Source organism: Nocardia africana NBRC 100379 (assembly GCF_001612635.1).
GTDB classification, from domain to species: Bacteria; Actinomycetota; Actinomycetes; order Mycobacteriales; family Mycobacteriaceae; genus Nocardia; species Nocardia africana.
Window position 1 is genome coordinate 145,856 of record NZ_BDAV01000015.1, and the last position, 15,884, is coordinate 161,739.

General features: G+C 67.6%; 14 protein-coding genes and 1 pseudogene. 5 read left to right on the plus strand and 10 right to left on the minus strand.

Features of this window, described 5'->3' with window-relative positions:
• Positions 1–8: 8 nt before the first annotated feature.
• Positions 9–1,688: a cutinase family protein gene (locus NA3_RS27100; protein ID WP_062966471.1), complete on the minus strand. Its 1,680-nt coding sequence runs from the start codon at positions 1,686–1,688 to the stop codon at positions 9–11.
• A gap of 253 nt (positions 1,689–1,941) precedes the next feature.
• Between NA3_RS27100 and NA3_RS27105 the strand changes: the two genes are divergently transcribed.
• Positions 1,942–2,526 carry a helix-turn-helix domain-containing protein gene (locus NA3_RS27105; protein WP_062966472.1) on the plus strand — a complete coding sequence of 195 codons (585 nt, stop codon included), beginning with the start codon at positions 1,942–1,944 and terminating at the stop codon, positions 2,524–2,526.
• A gap of 127 nt (positions 2,527–2,653) precedes the next feature.
• Positions 2,654–3,283, plus strand: a pseudogene (locus NA3_RS36295) (helix-turn-helix transcriptional regulator); the annotation flags it as partial.
• Between the two features lie 117 nt (positions 3,284–3,400).
• Here the strand turns inward: NA3_RS36295 and dnaB are convergent.
• The 5 genes from dnaB to rpsF form a co-directional block, all read right to left on the minus strand.
• Positions 3,401–6,031, minus strand: coding sequence for a replicative DNA helicase (dnaB, locus tag NA3_RS27110; RefSeq protein ID WP_062966473.1), 2,631 nt, complete (start codon positions 6,029–6,031; stop codon positions 3,401–3,403).
• A gap of 785 nt (positions 6,032–6,816) precedes the next feature.
• Positions 6,817–7,272 carry a 50S ribosomal protein L9 gene (gene rplI / locus NA3_RS27115; protein ID WP_062966474.1) on the minus strand — a complete coding sequence of 152 codons (456 nt, stop codon included), beginning with the start codon at positions 7,270–7,272 and terminating at the stop codon, positions 6,817–6,819.
• A 16-nt stretch (positions 7,273–7,288) separates the two neighbouring features.
• Positions 7,289–7,543 carry a 30S ribosomal protein S18 gene (gene rpsR / locus NA3_RS27120; RefSeq protein WP_062966475.1) on the minus strand — a complete coding sequence of 85 codons (255 nt, stop codon included), beginning with the start codon at positions 7,541–7,543 and terminating at the stop codon, positions 7,289–7,291.
• 58 nt (positions 7,544–7,601) lie between these two features.
• Entirely contained in the window at positions 7,602–8,141 is a 540-nt protein-coding gene (locus NA3_RS27125) for a single-stranded DNA-binding protein (protein WP_062966476.1), read from the minus strand.
• 110 nt (positions 8,142–8,251) lie between these two features.
• The gene (gene rpsF, locus NA3_RS27130; protein WP_030514152.1) at positions 8,252–8,542 is read right to left on the minus strand and encodes a 30S ribosomal protein S6; all 291 of its coding nucleotides are present in this window, start codon (positions 8,540–8,542) and stop codon (positions 8,252–8,254) included.
• 260 nt (positions 8,543–8,802) lie between these two features.
• Between rpsF and NA3_RS27135 the strand changes: the two genes are divergently transcribed.
• Positions 8,803–10,173, plus strand: a complete 1,371-nt coding sequence (locus tag NA3_RS27135) for a glycosyltransferase family protein (protein ID WP_062966477.1) — start codon at positions 8,803–8,805, stop codon at positions 10,171–10,173.
• 1 nt (position 10,174) lies between these two features.
• On the opposite strand, the gene NA3_RS27140 is transcribed toward NA3_RS27135, so the two are convergent.
• Entirely contained in the window at positions 10,175–10,714 is a 540-nt protein-coding gene (locus NA3_RS27140; RefSeq protein ID WP_062966478.1) for a CGNR zinc finger domain-containing protein, read from the minus strand.
• Positions 10,715–10,797: 83 nt separating this feature from the next.
• Between NA3_RS27140 and NA3_RS27145 the strand changes: the two genes are divergently transcribed.
• The gene (locus NA3_RS27145) at positions 10,798–11,748 is read left to right on the plus strand and encodes a DMT family transporter (protein ID WP_227995608.1); all 951 of its coding nucleotides are present in this window, start codon (positions 10,798–10,800) and stop codon (positions 11,746–11,748) included.
• Positions 11,749–11,758: 10 nt separating this feature from the next.
• Here NA3_RS27145 and NA3_RS27150 read toward each other — a convergent pair whose 3' ends face one another.
• Positions 11,759–12,124: a MerR family transcriptional regulator gene (locus NA3_RS27150; RefSeq protein WP_062966479.1), complete on the minus strand. Its 366-nt coding sequence runs from the start codon at positions 12,122–12,124 to the stop codon at positions 11,759–11,761.
• A 49-nt stretch (positions 12,125–12,173) separates the two neighbouring features.
• Between NA3_RS27150 and NA3_RS27155 the strand changes: the two genes are divergently transcribed.
• Positions 12,174–13,262 carry an alkene reductase gene (locus NA3_RS27155; protein ID WP_062966480.1) on the plus strand — a complete coding sequence of 363 codons (1,089 nt, stop codon included), beginning with the start codon at positions 12,174–12,176 and terminating at the stop codon, positions 13,260–13,262.
• A 141-nt stretch (positions 13,263–13,403) separates the two neighbouring features.
• On the opposite strand, the gene NA3_RS27160 is transcribed toward NA3_RS27155, so the two are convergent.
• Together NA3_RS27160 and NA3_RS27165 are read right to left on the minus strand one after the other, a co-directional pair.
• Positions 13,404–14,156 carry an isocitrate lyase/PEP mutase family protein gene (locus NA3_RS27160; RefSeq protein WP_062966481.1) on the minus strand — a complete coding sequence of 251 codons (753 nt, stop codon included), beginning with the start codon at positions 14,154–14,156 and terminating at the stop codon, positions 13,404–13,406.
• Positions 14,153–15,868 (minus strand): glycosyltransferase family 87 protein, encoded by a 1,716-nt coding sequence (locus NA3_RS27165; RefSeq protein WP_062966620.1) that lies wholly within the window; start codon positions 15,866–15,868, stop codon positions 14,153–14,155. Before NA3_RS27165 ends, NA3_RS27160 begins: the two co-directional genes overlap by 4 nt.
• Between the last annotated feature and the right edge of the window lie 16 nt (positions 15,869–15,884).

Here is a 15,884-nt window from a genome sequence, read left to right on the forward strand (position 1 = left end):
GTGGTCGGCTACTTCGTGGCCGTCGTCGTAGGCGCCGCCGATGTGGTGGTCGGCTGCGTGGTGGTCGGCTCGATGGTCGTCGGCTGAGTGGTGGGCGGTGCCGTGGTCTCGACCGGAGCCGCGACCTGGGTGCGAGCCGGCGGTTCGGCCGGCGCGACGGTCGTGGTCGTGGTGGTCGGGGCCGGCGTGGTGGTCGGCGTCGTGCTGGTGGTCGTCGGCGTCGCTGTCGTCGGCGCGGGCGCAGTGGTGGTGGCCGCGGGGCTCGTCGTGGTGGCCGCCTTGGTGTCCGCCGCCTTGCTGTCCTGGACGGTCTTGTACGCCGCCTGGACGTCGGCCTGGGTCGGCTGCGACTTCGGATCGATCTGCTGACCCGCCTGCGCCTGCTGCGCCAGGTGGGTGAGCCACGCCGCCGCGTACTCGGCCGAGGTCATCGGCTTGCCGTTCGCGGCATCGGAATCGCGCCAGTAATCGAAGTGGTGCCCGGTGCCGTTGGGGCCCAAAGTCAGCTGGTACGGATCACTCATGATCACCGGGATCGTGTTCTGGTTGGTGACGATCAGGCCGATGATCTCGTTGAGCACCTTCTGCGGCAGATATGCCAGCGGCGCCATCTGATCGGTCGAAATCGACTGTGCCGGAGCGGGTGTGGGCGGATGGTCGCCCGGCTTGTAGCCCGGCTCGGACACCTTCAACAGCACCTGCAGGAAGGTCTCGTTGCTCGCCATCCAATTCGGCTGCGAAGCGATGTAGGAGAAGGCGTTCATCGCGATCCGGCCGAGCGTGACCGCCACGTCCTGCCCCGTCGCGGGCGTCAGCCCCTCGTTCTGCAAGGCGTCGACGTTCAACTGCCGGCCCACGTTCGCCGCCAGTTGCAGCAGCGAAATGTTCTGCGGCGCAGCGCAAGTGAGATCGCCTTCGGAACAGAAGGAGGCGACCTTGCCGTTCAGCGCACCGAAGTCGCCGGCCTGGTCCGGCAGCGCGCCCTGTCCGGAGATCGGCTTGTTGCCGTTCTGGTAGTTCTGATCGAAGCCGTCGGGGTGGTTGGGATCGTGGGCGCCGGGGAACGGACCATCGCCCGCGGTACGACCCGCGTCCGCCAGAATCACCACGCCTAGAACGTTTTTCGGGTCGACGACATCGTATTTGCCGTCGGCGCCCGGCTGGTCGTGGCCGATGCCCATGGCCACGCGGCGCGCGACGTCGGCGCCCTCGCTGTAACCGACGATGGAGAACTTGGTGTCGGGGCAGGCCTGCGCGATGTCGTGCATGACCTTCTCGGCATTGGCCACACCGGTGTCGACAGCCTGCTCGTATGTGCTCATATTCGCCGGATACGCGATGTACACCGCGGCGTAGGAACCCGGATCGACCTTGTCGGCGGGTGCGTTGACCACCGGATCGACCCAGTGGCTGCTGTAGTCACTCGACAGCGCCGCCGGCAGCGCGTTGCCGTTCGCGTCGACCAGCATGGCCGTCTTGTTCGGGTCCGGGCTGTCGTTGCGACCGGCCACCGAGATGGTCACCATGTCATGACATTCGGTGACCGACGAGGTGAGCCGCGTATCGCGGGACTCGGGTGTCGCCATCAGGCCCCACGAGGCCGCGACAATGGCCGCCACCCCCAAAACTGCTGGTCCGGCGGCCGCCGAGGCGATGCGGTGCCGTCTGATGAACTCGCGAAGAGCCATGTCCTGATCCCCAATTCGATCCGACAAGAAAGCGGGACAGGCCCCCCGACGGGCCGTGTGTGTCACGAGAGGTGTCGGGAACGGCGTGGCCAGCGTTACCAGCCGGAACAGTTCTGTGATCTGAACCGCGGTGTGTAAACACCGAGCCCTCCCGCAGCGATAACGCCCTTTCCGCCGCCGCGGCTGGCACCACCCTTTGACGATCCGGCAAATTTCTTTGCGCTGCGGGCGGTGCACTGGGCACGGTGAAGGCGTGGACGACGGGTTCGAACCGGTAGTGGCGGCGCTGGGACCACGGCTGCGCGAGCTGCGCCGTCGCAGCGGGCGGACGCTGACCGAGCTCTCCGCCGGCACAGCGATTCCGGTCAGCACCCTGTCGCGGCTGGAGTCCGGGCAGCGCAAACCCGGACTCGAACAGTTGCTGGCGCTCGCGCGGGCCTACCGGGTTCCGCTGGACGAACTCGTCGGCGCGCCCGCGAGCGGTGACCCGCGCGTCTATCCACAACCGTTCACACGCGACGGCATGACCGTCATTCCGCTGACCCACAATCCCGGTGGGCTGCAGGTATTCCGCCAGATCCTGCCCGCTGGAGGCGGTCACCGCGAGCCGGCGCCGCGCTCGCACGAGGGCTACCACTGGCTCTATGTGCTCGACGGCCGGTTGCGCGTGGTGCTCGGCGACCAGGACCTGATCCTCGGCACCGGCGAGGTCGCCGAATTCGACACCCACCTCCCGCACTGGTTCGGCAACGCCGACGCCCGCGCGGTGGAATTCCTGAGCATTCTCGGCCCTCAGGGCGAACGTTTCCACCTGCGAGCGCGCTACCGCCCGAACTGAATTCGCCACCCCCGGCGGCCCGGTGAACGGCTCGTACCATGACGGCATGCCTGTCCAGCCGGTATCGCTGGCCGGTGCCTCGATGGATGTCGCGGTACCGGCGGGGCGCGGCATGCCGGGAGTGAGTATGGCCGGGTTCCGAGGGAGAGCCGGCGAATCGGTCGCATTGCAGCTGATTCCGTATCCGGCGCTGACGGTCTTCATCGATGCCCGTGACGCGCTGGTCGTCGATGGGGTGAGCGGTGAGCGCACGGGCGGCGCCCTCGTGGTCGGCCTGCCCCGGGCCGCGTTGCGGGGGTCGGGCCGCGAGGTCGACCTGCTGCAGATCCGGCTCTCTCCCGTGGTCGCCCACGCGGTGCTCGGTGCGGGTGCGGAACTGAACGGCCTGGTGGTCGGGCTCGACGAACTGTGGGGTGGCGAGGCCGCGCGAATCCAGGAGCAGTTACGTGCCGCGCGATCGTGGGATACGCGCTTCGCGCTCGCCCACGCCGCCCTGGCCCGCCGACTCGCCGCCGGACCGGAGGTGGATCCGGAGGTCGAATTCGTCTGGCGGCGACTGGCATACAGCCACGGCCGGGCTCGGATCGAATCGCTGGCGGCCGAGGTCGGCTGGAGCCGTCAGCGGCTGTGGTCGCGCTTTCGCGCTCAGATCGGAATCACGCCCAAACAGAGCGCCCGCCTGGTGCGTTTCGACCACGCGGCCCATCGCCTCGCCGCCGGCCACCGCCCCGCCCGGGTCGCCGCCGAAGCCGGCTTCGTCGATCAGTCCCATCTCCATCGCGACATCGTCGACTTCGCCGGAATGACCACCACGGCCGTCGCCACCGCACCGTGGCTCTCCGTCGACCAATCGCCTGGCCGCGACAGCTTCCCGCTATCCGCGAGCCATGTCCACGAAGCGGCTGAGGTGGAGCTGGTGGGCGACGGTGATGGTCGCCGTGGGGCCGTTTCGGTGTTTGCCGAGGATCAGGTCGGCCTCGCCGCCGCGCGGGTCGTCGCGTTCGAACGCGTCCGGGCGGTGCAGCAGGATCACCATGTCGGCGTCCTGTTCCAGGGAACCCGATTCGCGGAGGTCGGAGACCATGGGGCGCTTGTCCGTTCGCTGTTCGGGACCACGGTTCAGCTGACTGATCGCGACCACCGGAACTTCCAGTTCCTTGGCCAGTAGTTTCAGGCTCCGGGAGAATTCGGAGACTTCCTGCTGGCGGGATTCGACCTTCTTACCGGATGTCATCAGCTGCAGGTAGTCCACCACGACGAGCCGCAGATCGTGGCGCTGCTTGAGCCGCCGTGCCTTGGCCCGGATCTCCATCATGGTCAGGTTCGGCGAATCGTCGACGAACAGCGGCGCCTCACTGATCTCGCTCATCCGGCGCGCGAGTTTGGTCCAGTCGTCGTCGCTCATCCGCCCGGCCCGCATATCCCCGAGCTTGATCTTCGCCTCCGCCGACAGCAGACGCATCACGATCTCGGTCTTACTCATTTCCAGCGAGAAGATAACGCTCGCCAAGCCGTGCTTGATCGAACAACTCCGCATGAAATCCATTCCCAGGGTGGAGTTGTGCGTGGGGACCATCGAGCGCCCGGCCAGGTAGAGGTGTTCGGAGTTGTCGACCTCGACGCAGCGGACCGGAACACTGGGGATCGGGCGGACGTCGACGATGAACCGTGAGTTCGACCGTGCGGTGCCGGTCGCGCGCCGACGCTGCTTGTGCAGCAGGTTCTTTCGGCTCAGGCCGAACACCTCGTCGTCGGTCGCGAACGTGAGCGTGTACGCCACGGAACTGTCCGCGGTGCGTCCGCGCACGTTCTTGGCCGATCGGTGGCATCGGTATCCGAGGCTGACGATCAGTTCTTCGACATCGGAGACCAGTCGTTCGTTCGTCACTGTGAATTGCACCGAACCGCCGTGGGTCACAGTGCCGTCGGTGTCGAGCAGACCGGCCAGCAGCGCGCGCCGCTGTGCTTCGGAAGCACGGAGATAGGCGGTGGGTATGTGCTTGTTCCCCAGGACACCGATCGTGCGCAACCGTGCTTGCACCGTTCCCGTGGCATTGCGGCAGCCCTGGCACATCCGCAGACCCGTGGAAGGCCGGCCGCACTGCGGGCACGTAGGCCGGGGCGAGCGGGAAGACACGAATCGCGACTTACCACCGCAGGATCGGCCGCAGGTCTTCACCTCGGAGGTGAACGGCACGAACTCGGCCCCGCACACGACGCAGTTGCGAGGAGAAATGGGATCGGGTTCCGGCAGGCGCAGGTGGTAGCGCAACACGGCACTCGCCGACGGCACCGCGAGCAGCCCTTCGTTCTCGATGCGCAGCACGATTTCCGGGTCGGCAGTTGTCAGTTGGGCGGAGGCGGCGGTGCCGTCGCCCAGCCAGGCGCCCAGGGTGTAGGGCGGAACGAGCAGGTGACGCTCCGGCAGCTGAAGCGGCGCGGCGTTGGTGACCGAGTGATTGAGCCGCGCGTCCGCGGTCGCGCAGCGCAGTGTTCCGGCGATATCGACGGTGGTCCGAACCTCGGCGCACATCCGCTGGTTCCGGGACCGGTTGCGGCCTGCCGCGGCTTGCTGAGCGGAGCGCCGTGAGGCGCGCGTTTCGGTGAGCCATTGATGTTCCGCGTCTGCGACGATCACCGTGCCGTCGGAGAATTCCACCTCGTAGCAAGGGCGTTCGTGCATCGTCTCGGTGGCGGCTACGACACGCGTCGGCCGTCCGTGTGCGTCGAGCAGTTCGTCTCCGACCGCCACCTCGCCCATGGTCGTCCAGCCGTCCGGAGTGGGCAGCGGAGTATCCAGCGCGAGCGCCTTCCCAACGCCGGGTCGCGCCGCGACGATGATCATCTGGCCGGGGTGCAGGCCGTTGGTGACCTCGTCGAGTTCGGTGAAGCCGGTCGGCACGCCGAGGGAGATGCCGCCGCGGCTGGCGATGGAGTCGATTTCGTCCATCGTCGGCTGGAGCAGTTCCTCCAGGGGCAGGAAGTCCTCGGTGGACCGGCGTTCGGTGACCTCGTAGATCTCGGCCTGGGCGCGGTCGACGACCTCGGCGACGTCCTGGCCCTCGGACCCGGCGTAGCCGAATTGGACGATGCGGGTGCCGGCCTCGACCAAGCGCCGCAGAATCGCCTTCTCCGCGACGATTTCGGCGTAATAGGAGGCGTTGGCCGCCGTCGGCACGGTTTGGGTCAGCGTCACCAGGTAGGGCGCGCCGCCGATGCGTTTCAGTTCGCCGCGGCGGTCCAGGGTGGCGGCGACGGTGACCGGGTCCGCGGGTTCGCCCCGGCCGTAGAGGTCGAGAATCGCGTCGTACACGGCCTGGTGCGCCGGACGGTAGAAGTCGCCGGGCCGGATGACCTCGACGACGTCGGCGATGGCGTCCTTGCTGAGCAGCATGCCGCCGAGAACCGACTGTTCGGCGGCCATATCGTGCGGCGGTTGCCGACCGAAATCCTCGCCGGGCTGGTCGTTGTAGTCCGAGTGCCCGCGATCGTCGACGACTGCCACTCGACCGTCCTCTCTCATCGCACCCGGCCCGATCCCACCCGGCTTCGACCCTATTGATGACTTGTTGTACGCCCGGGTACCGACACGTCCGAACATGTCGCACCGGTCGTCGCGGTGGCCGCCACGTGATCGGAAACCCGCCTGTAGCTAACGATTCCGCGCATCGGGAACCGCGGCGCTACCGGCGCGTGGTGACGGCGCCTGGAAGAACCTAAGGGACCGAGTTGGGGATCGCCAAACCGGCCTGTGGAAACAACTGTGGATAAACTGGGCACAGTTCACCCGCTGTTGTGCAGGCCTTGTGTATCAACTGGGGACAACCCGGCATGCGCAGCGGCTATGACCAGGTGGAACCACGTTTTTTGGATTTCCCACATGTGGATCGAAATGCCGTCGGCGTGTCACTCGAGATGAACAGCCGGGCGTGTTGGGTAAACACTGCTCTCTCGGACTATGGCGCAGATCACATTCAAGGCGGTCGGTTCGGCTACTTGTCCACAAATCCCCAGGAGCTGGGTAGAAAGTGCGCACGGTCGGTCGACGGCGGGATGCGGTGTCCATCGTCACCATCGAGCAAATCTTTCGCAACTCTATCGTGTCGGATCCGATTCCGGCTCGAAATGCGACAAGAGCCGTATACGGGCCTGTCGGAAACGGCGAACGCGCGCAGGCGAAGACCATCCCCGCAGTGACTACGGGGATGGTCGTCGAAGAACTGTGGTCCACCGTCCGGAGCGAGCACATCGGCGAACCGATCGGTACCCCGCCGGACGGCGGAGCGGATGTCACTCCGCGGCAGCAACCTGCAGGTCGAACTTGGCAATCACGTCGGGGTGCAGGTGCACGGTGACGCTGTGCTTGCCGGTGCTCTTGATGTGCGACTTCGGCAGCTCGATGCTGCGCTTGTCGAGCACCGGGCCACCGGCGGCCTTGACCGCGCCGGCGACGTCGGCCGCGGTGACCGAACCGAACAGCTTGCCCGTGCCGGCGGTCTTCACCGACAGGGACACGCCCTCCAGGCCCTCGATCGTGGCCTTGAGCTCCTTGGCGTGGTCCAGGTCGCGCACCCGACGGGCGTCCTGCGCCCGGCGGATGCCCTCGACCTGCTTCTCGGCACCACGGGTGGCGACGATCGCCAGGCCGCGCGGCAGCAGGTAGTTGCGGCCGTAGCCGTCCTTGACCTCCACGGTGTCGCCGGGCGCACCGAGGTTGTCCACATCAGCAGTCAGAATCAGCTTCATCGTCTGCCTCCCGTTCTCAGCGAGCCGTGGACACGTAGGGCAGCAGCGCGACCTCGCGGGAGTTCTTCACCGCGACGGCGATGTCCCGCTGGTGCTGCACGCAGTTGCCGGTGACGCGGCGGGCGCGGATCTTGCCGCGGTCGCTGACGAACTTGCGCAGCAACGCCGTGTCCTTGTAGTCGATGACGGCCGCGCCGTCCTTCTTCGCTTCCTTGCAGAAGGCGCAAGCCTTCTTCTTCAGCACCTTTTCGCGTGCCGGTGCTTTGGCCATGGGTCTTCACTCCGTTTGCCTGGGAGCCGCGTATCGCGGGCCCCGATATGTGAGCCGTTCAGAACGGCGGTTCGTCGTCCATCTGGCCGCCTCCGAAGGAGCCGGCCGCGGGAGCGCTGCCCCACGGATCGTCGCCGGCGGAACCCTGTCCGCCGCGACTGCCACCGTTGGAGCCGCCGAAGCCCCCACCACTGCCGCCGGAATTGCCGCCGAAACCACCGCCGCCACCGCCGCGCGAGGTCTTGTTGACCTTCGCGGTCGCGTAGCGCAGGGAGGGACCGACCTCGTCGACCTCGAGTTCGACGACCGTGCGCTTCTCACCCTCGCGGGTTTCGTAGGAGCGCTGCTTGAGCCGTCCGCTCACGATGACGCGAGCGCCTCGGGTCAGGCTCTCGGCGACATTCTCCGCGGCCTCACGCCAAATGTTGCAGCGCAGGAACAGTGCCTCGCCGTCTTTCCATTCGTTGGCGTTGCGGTCGAACACCCGGGGAGTCGAGGCGACGGTGAAATTGGCCACCGCCGCGCCCGCGGGCGTGAATCGAAGTTCCGGATCTGCCGTCAAATTGCCGATGACGGTGATTACGGTGTCGCCTGCCATGGTTCCTCCTGGTCTCCGGTGCGATCAGCTGTGCACTCGCCTGTTGCGCTAGAGCCTAAGGCCAGGCAACGACAAGTGCGGTTTGCTTTCCGACAGGTATGCCAGGGGGCTTACTTCTTGTCCTGCCGCAGCACCTTGGTGCGCAACACCGACTCGTTCAGGCCCAGCTGACGGTCGAGCTCGCTGACCGTGGCCGGCTCGGCGGTCAGGTCGACGACGGCGTAGATGCCCTCGGCGCGCTTCTCGATTTCGTAGGCCAGCCGGCGGCGGCCCCAGAGGTCGACCTTGTCGATCTTGCCGCCCTGCTGCGAGACCACACTGAGCATCTTGTCCAGGTTCGGACCGACAGTGCGCTCGTCCAGGTTCGGATCGAGGATGACCATCACTTCGTAATGACGCACGGGAACCCATCACCTCCTGTGGACTGTGAACGGCCACGGACTTTCCGTGGCAGGAGGGGTCGTTGCGTCAGCAACCCGACAAGGCTACATGAACGGCCGGTCCGGACCCGAATCCGGGGCACCGGGTGCGAAATGGGTCTCCTTCCCGGGGAATAACGACGTTCGCGGGGTAGCCCACCTATCGTGGTGCACATGCCGATTCGACCCGCCGACCGTTGGGACCGCGGCGGTGGCGACGGCGTGTCCGCGGAGGTGGCCGCGTGGCCGATGCGGTAGTCCGGGCGCGCGCAACCGGCCGGGTCGCGGCCGCGGTCGCGGTCCTGGCCTGCGCGGTCACATTGATCTTCGCCTATCTCAACAAGGCCCGCTGCGCGGGCGCGCCGTTCGACGGCGACGGGCGCAGCCTGATCTTCGATCGCATCAAGGATGCCGAGGTCTGCTATTCCGACATCCAGTTCCTCTGGCTGGGACGCGGCATCGACGAGCATCTGTTTCCGTACGTCGGCGGCGGCATCACCCCCGACGGCACGCTGACCGGTGGTGCCGTGGAATATCCCGTGCTCAGCGGGCTGCTGATGTGGCTCGGCGCGGCCGGGGTGCACGACGACGCCGGCTTCCTGCTGCATTCGGCCCTGCTGCTGGCGCCGTTCGCCCTGCTGACCGCCTGGATGCTGGGCCGGATGTCGGGAGCCGTCGCGCTGCTGTGGTCGGTGGGCCCGCCGCTGGTGCTCTACGCGTTCCACAACTGGGAACTCCCGGTGGTGTGCACGGCCGTCGGCGCGGTCTACGTGATGACCACGCTGACCCGATACTCGTTGCGCACCAGGGGAATTGTCGCGGCGGTCCTGCTGGGCATCGGGTTCTGCCTGAAGTTGTATCCGGGGATTTTCGTCCTGCCGCTGATGCTCTACCTCTTTCTCGGCGAGCCGGACCTCGGCGAGTCACGTGCGGATACCCACCGCCGCGGCTACGACCCGGGCGGGGCGTTCGCGGCCGCGGGTGCCGCGATCGCGACGGTGGTGGCGATCAACCTGCCGTTCGCGCTGCTCGGCTACGACGGCTGGCGGGCCTCGTTCACCTTCCAGCAGATGCGCCAGGCGGATATCACCACCAACTCCGTCTGGTACTGGGGGCTGCGGCCGATGTTCGCGCAGGGACAGAGCGGGGAAGCGTCGTTCCAGGACGTCGTGGCGACGGCCTCGCCGGTCCTGGTGGTCGTTTCGTTCGCGCTCGCTATGTGGTTGGGGTGGAAGCGTTTTCCCGTATACGGCTCCTACCCCTGGGTGGGCGTGAGCGCGGCGATGCTGTGTGGATTCCTGCTGTTCCACAAGGTGCACTCACCGCAGTACACGTTGTGGGTGCTGCCGTTCTTCGTCCTGCTCGAGGTGCCGTGGGCGGCGGTCGGCGCCTATCTGCTGGCCGATCTGGCCCTCGGCATCGGGGTCTTCCGCTACTTCCATGCCCTGGGTAGCGGGACGGGCACGGACTTCTACGAGAAGCTCGTGCAGTTCGGGGTCTGGGGACGCGCGATCCTGCTGGTGTTCTTCTTCTTCGCGTTCGTCCGCGCCCGCCCGCGCGGATACCGGCCGGTGGTCTCGCCGGTGGCGCGGGAACTCGTTCCCGCGCGCTGAATCACGACCGGCCGTGGCGAGCGCGGAACGACGCGCTCTTGGCCCGGTTGCCGCACAGCGTCATATCGCACCAGCGCCGGGAACCCGCGCGGGAGGTGTCGAGGTAGAGACGTGTGCAGATGTCGCGGCCGCATTGTTTGATCCGATCGCGCTCGGGTCCGCCGAGGAGTTCGATCGCCTCGGTCGCGATCCGCGCGAGGGCATGATCGCAGTCGCCGCGCCGGGTCACGCCGGCGTCGGCGCGCAGGGCGATCGAGGGCTTCGGGCCGTCGGCGATCCGGTTGACCAGCACCCGGTCGGCATCGCGCCACGGCTCGCCGACGCTCGAGGCCAGGGCCAAGCGGTAGACCGCTTCACGCAGTTCGACCGCGCGCGCCAGTGCCGCCGCGTCGCACTGCGCGGCGGAGTCCAGTAATCCGGCCGCGACCAGCCATTCGTCGAGTGCGGCGGGTGCCGTCAGCAGGTCGATGAAACCGGCGTTGCGCTCCTGGACGGTGCCGGCGAAATCCAGGGCCACGTTGCCGCTGACGAAAGTGAACACGTCTCCATGGTAACCCCCTTGACAGGTTAGTTGCTCCGATGTCAGGGTTGGTAACCAGTTGAAGCGGTTATTCGGGAGGTGTCGTGCGGAACCGACTGATGGAGACGGCCGCGCCCGCGGCCTTCGTGGTGATGTGGAGCAGCGCGTTCATCGCCGGCATCATCGGCGTCGGCGCGGCGCCGCCGATGGTGGTGTTGTTCGCCCGCTTCGCCTGCGCCGGAGTGGCCTTGGCGGGGTATGCCGTCGCCGTCCGGGCGACGTGGCCGCGCGGCCGGCAATTGCTGCATGTCGCGGTCGCCGGATTGCTCATGCAGATGATGCAGTTCGGGGCCTTCTACACGGCCATGGCCGATCATGTCTCCGCGGCGGTGATCTCACTGGTTCAGGGTTTGAATCCGGTGGTGATCGCGCTGTTCGCCGGGACCGTGCTCGGCGAGTCGGTCACCGTGCGGCAGTGGATCGGATTCGGTGTCGGCGGCCTCGGCGTCGGACTGGCCGTCGTCGATCAATCCCACTTCTCCGCAACGGGATTGGTGCTGTGCGTGGTCGGTCTGCTGGGACTGAGCCTCGGCACGGTCTATCAGAAGCGTTTCGTGCCGCAGGTCGACACCCGCACCAATACCGCTGTGCACGTTCTGGTCAGCGCGCCGGTGGCGGGAATCTTCCTGCTCGCGAGCGGCAGTGCCCATATCGACGATCCGCTTCGGTTCGCGGGCTCGCTGCTGTGGATGGTGGCGATCAACGCCGTCGCTTGCTTCCTGTTGCTGAACGCCATGCTGCGGCGTTGGGACGCCACCCGGGTCGGCAAGCTGTTCTTCGTCACCCCGCTCGTCACGGCGGTGCTGGCCTGCCTGCTGATCGCACAACCGTTGCGCCCGTTGACGATTGCCGGTCTGGGTGTCGGCTTGATCGGGATGGTGCTGGCCTCGCTGCGCTCCGGAACCCGGCCCGATGCCGTGGCGGCCGCCGAGCCGGAATCGCCGGCAACCGCTGCCGGCGGCGTCGGTGTGCGCCACCCGCGACTGGCCGCCTGACCGACGGGCGCTACTGCGGCTCGCCCTGCGCCGCGCTGATCACGCCGTCGAGCACCTCGCGGGTGCGGATCAGGTCCTTGATGCACGCGTCGATGCGTTGACGTTCGGCGGCAAGGGTTTCCGTCAGCCACGGTGTCGCGGTCGCCGCGGGCGTGCCGTCGGTGTCGTTGACGCACGGGAGCAGTTCGGCGATGGTGCGGCTGTGCAGTCCCGCGGCGAACATCTCCTGTATGCGAATGACACGGTCCACCGCCTGCTCACGGTATTCGCGCTGACCGCCCGAGGTCCGGGTCGAGGCGAGCAGGCCCTGGCTCTCGTAGTATCGCAACGACCGCACGCTGACGCCCGTGCGTCGTGCCAGTTCGCCGATGCGCACCGGTTTCTCCCTTGCACCTCACATTGATGTCAGGTTCTACGGTACGCGCATGCTGTTGCTGACCGACTATCACGAACACCACCTGCACCTGCCCAATCGCGTCGTGATGGCGCCGATGACTCGGCTGCGCTCGCGTCCCGACGGCTCGCCGACCGCCGATGTGGTGACCTATTATGCCCAGCGGGCAGACGCCGGACTCATTGTCACCGAGGGAATCTGGCCGCATTCCAGCGGGCAGAGCGAGGCGTGGGTGCCGGGCCTGGCCACCGATGCGCATGTCATCGGGTGGCGCCGGGTCACCGAAGCCGTCCACGGCGCGGGCGGCCGGATCTTCGCCCAGCTCATGCACGGTGGACGGTTGGGGCATCCCCTGGCCCGGATCGACGGCACGCTGCCGGCCGGTCCGTCCGCGGTGCCGGCGCCCGATCCGGTCCACCTGCTCGACGGCGGGAAGGCCCCGGCGCCACAACCTCGCGCCATGACCCGCGCCGAGATCACACAGGCCGTCGGGCATTACGCCGAGGCCGCCGCCCACGCGCTCGCGGCCGGATTCGACGGCGTCGAAATCCACGGTGCGAACAGCTATCTCGTGCACCAGTTCCTGGCCGACAACACCAATCTGCGCAGCGATGACTACGGCGGCACGATCGTCGATCGCATGCGATTCGCCCTCGAGGTCACCGATGCCGTTGCCGCGGTGGCGGGTTCGCATCGGGTCGGGATCCGGCTGTCGCCGGGTAATCCGCAATTCGGGATCCGTGAGGCCGATCCGGCACCGCTCTATCGCGCCCTGGTGCGGGAACTCGCCGGACGAGATCTCGCCTATCTGCACCTCACCGACAACGACGACTATCCGGCGCTCGCCGATCTACGTCCGCGCTGGAACGGCACGCTCGTCGCCAATGTCGGCGAGAACCGGGCGCCGACCACACCGGCGGCGGCCGAGCGGGTACTCGCCGACGGCCTGGCCGACCTGGTGTCCTTCGGGCGCGCCTTCATCGCCAATCCCGATCTGGTGTCGCGTATCCGGCACCATCGAGTGTTGGCGCCGGTGCGCGAGGAGGGTCTCTACGGCCGGGGGCCGGCCGGATATACGGACTACCCGTCCTGGATCGACCACGACGAGTGGGTGGCCTGAGCGGGAATCACAGCGCCGATGACCGCCCCGTTCGCATGCCGTCGGCTCGCTCATCTCGGGCTTCGTGGCATGCGTTGCGACGGGCATCGGCGTATTCCATTGTCACAGAACCGCGCCCGGTTCGGTGCCGGGGTCACGGGATTACTGCCAGCGCGCCAGCAACCGGTTCGCCTCGGTGCTCAGCGCGCGCTGCAGGAACGGCCCGAAACTGACTCGGGCAACGCCCAATTCGGCGAACCACGCCCGATCGCCCTGGTCCGGCAGGCCGATGGCATTGACCGGCAACGGAAGTTCGGCACACAGCCGGCGCAGGATCTCCGGATCGCGCTGGCCCACCGGATACAACACGTCGGCGCCCGCTTCGGCCGCCAGCCGCATCCGCTCCAGCACCCGCTCGACCCGGTCCGGTGTGTTCTGGTCCTCGCGCAGGAACAGATCGGTGCGGGCGTTGACCACCACGTGCACACCGGCGGCATCGGCCGCCTGCCGCAGTCCGGCGACGAAGTCGGCGTGCTCGCTCGGCTCGCGCAGGCGGCCACCCTCGCTGTGCACCGAATCCTCGATGTTCAGGCCGACCGCGCCCGCCTCCAGCAGTCCGTCGATCAGCTGTGCGGGCTTCAGGCCGTAGCCGGATTCGATGTCGACCGAGACCGGAATGTCCACCGCAGCGGTGATCTCGCGTACTCGGGCCATCGATTCGGGATAGGTCATCCCCTCCTGATCGGATTTGCCCAGCGAGTCCGCCAGCGGATGGCTGCCGACGGTCAGGGCGGGGAACCCGGCCGCCTGCACCAGATTCGCCGACCACGCATCCCAGACGGTCGGCAGAATCGCCGGGGCGCCGGGGCGGTGCAGCTCGAGGAAGGTGGTCGCCTGCTCGCTCAATGCGGTCATGCGTCGATCCTGGCCCATGAGCGGGTGTTCGCGCCAGCGGCCGGATACGGCGCCTTGGGTCGCAGGGCCGACGGCAACCACGGCAGCGCGGGATCCTGCGCGCGGTCCAGAATTCCGCCCACCGGATCGTCGGCGCCGTCGCCCCGGACGAGGTCCAGGCCGGGCCGGTAGATCTGGCGGACCACCAATGCGCACAGGCCCACGACCGCGACGTCGCGGATCAGGACCGCGCTGGTGAACCACTGTTCGGGGACGCCCTTGTTGTCGGTGCCGAGGTAGTAGTACATGCGCGGGAACCACACCAGCGCGTCGATCGTCATCCAGGCCAGCAGGATTCGCCGGTGCGGCAGGGCCAGCACCGCCAGCGGCACCAGCCACAGCGAATACTGCGGACTCCACACCTTGTTGGTCAGCAGAAACGCCGCCACCACCAGGAAGGCCAGCTGCGCCACGCGGGGCCGGCGGGCGGCGGTGAGCGCGATGTAGCCGATCACCGCGCAGGCGGCCGCGAACAACCCCAGCGACACCGCATTCAGCGCGATCGGCGTGTCGGAGGCGGCGAGTGGACCGTCGAATCCCTGCCAGCCGGTGAAGGAGGTGACCACGTTGTAGAGCGAATCCGGATCGGCATGGCGTTCGCTGTTGAGCCGGAAGAATTCCCACCAGCCCTCGGTGAACGGCACGGCGATGGGCAGATTCACCGCCAGCCAGGCCAGCGCCGCCGACACCACCGTCACCAGCGCCGCGCGCAACGGGCTGATCCGCGCTCCGGCCAGATAGTCGCGCAGCGCGCCGAACACGTCGGTGCCATTGCGCCGCAGCTGTTCTCGCAGGCCCGGCAAGCGGTCGCGGCCGTCGACGCGCAGGCACAGCACCACGATCGGGCCCAGCAGCAACAGCGGATACAGTTTGGCCGCGCCGCCGAGCCCGAGCAGTATCCCGGCCAGCACCGGCCGCCGCCTTGCCCACGCCAGCAGGCCTGTGGCCGCGAAAGCGGTTGCCAGGGCGTCGAAATTGGTGAAGATGTGCACGAGCACCAGCGGTGAGAGCGCCACCAGCGCCGCATCCCAGATGCGGCGGCCCGCCAGCATCGCCGAGGCCCACACCGTCACCAGCCAGGCCAGTGCCAGTCCCACGGCGACGACGTTGAAATACACCACCACCGACAGCGCCTTGGGCAGCGGCAGCGACATCCAGATGTTGGCGACCTCCATCGCCAGGTACTGGTAGAGGCCCGACAGCACCGGATACTCCATGTACCGGGTCTGCAGTTTGCCGTCGGGACCGACCTCGGTCCACTTCTTCTTGTAGGGGAACGCGCCCTCGTCGAGATGTTCGGCGCCGTAGAGCGGCACCGTATCCGAGTAGCACATGGCCACGTACTGGCGGCCGTTGTTCCAGTCGAGGGTGAGATGGCCCTCCGAGGTGGTCGTCTGCTGAATACAGCCGGCCTTACCGGCCCAGCCGAGGGCGAGGAACACCACCGCGAAGGCCAGCAGGATGCGCAGCGGAGTCCAGAAGCGGGCGCGACCGATCAGGGCGTGGTCGCCGACCGGGCCGCCGATCGTGCTGCTCAACTGAGCGGTCATCGAATCGGTGCGGCTGGGTTTGTCCCGGCGGACCGCCGATCTCCGATCCGCCGCGAGGGGCGCCGCGGAAACGAAACCGGTGGCGGTCTCGACACCTTCGTCACCGAACGTCGAGGCCGCCACCGGCTGTTGTTCACTC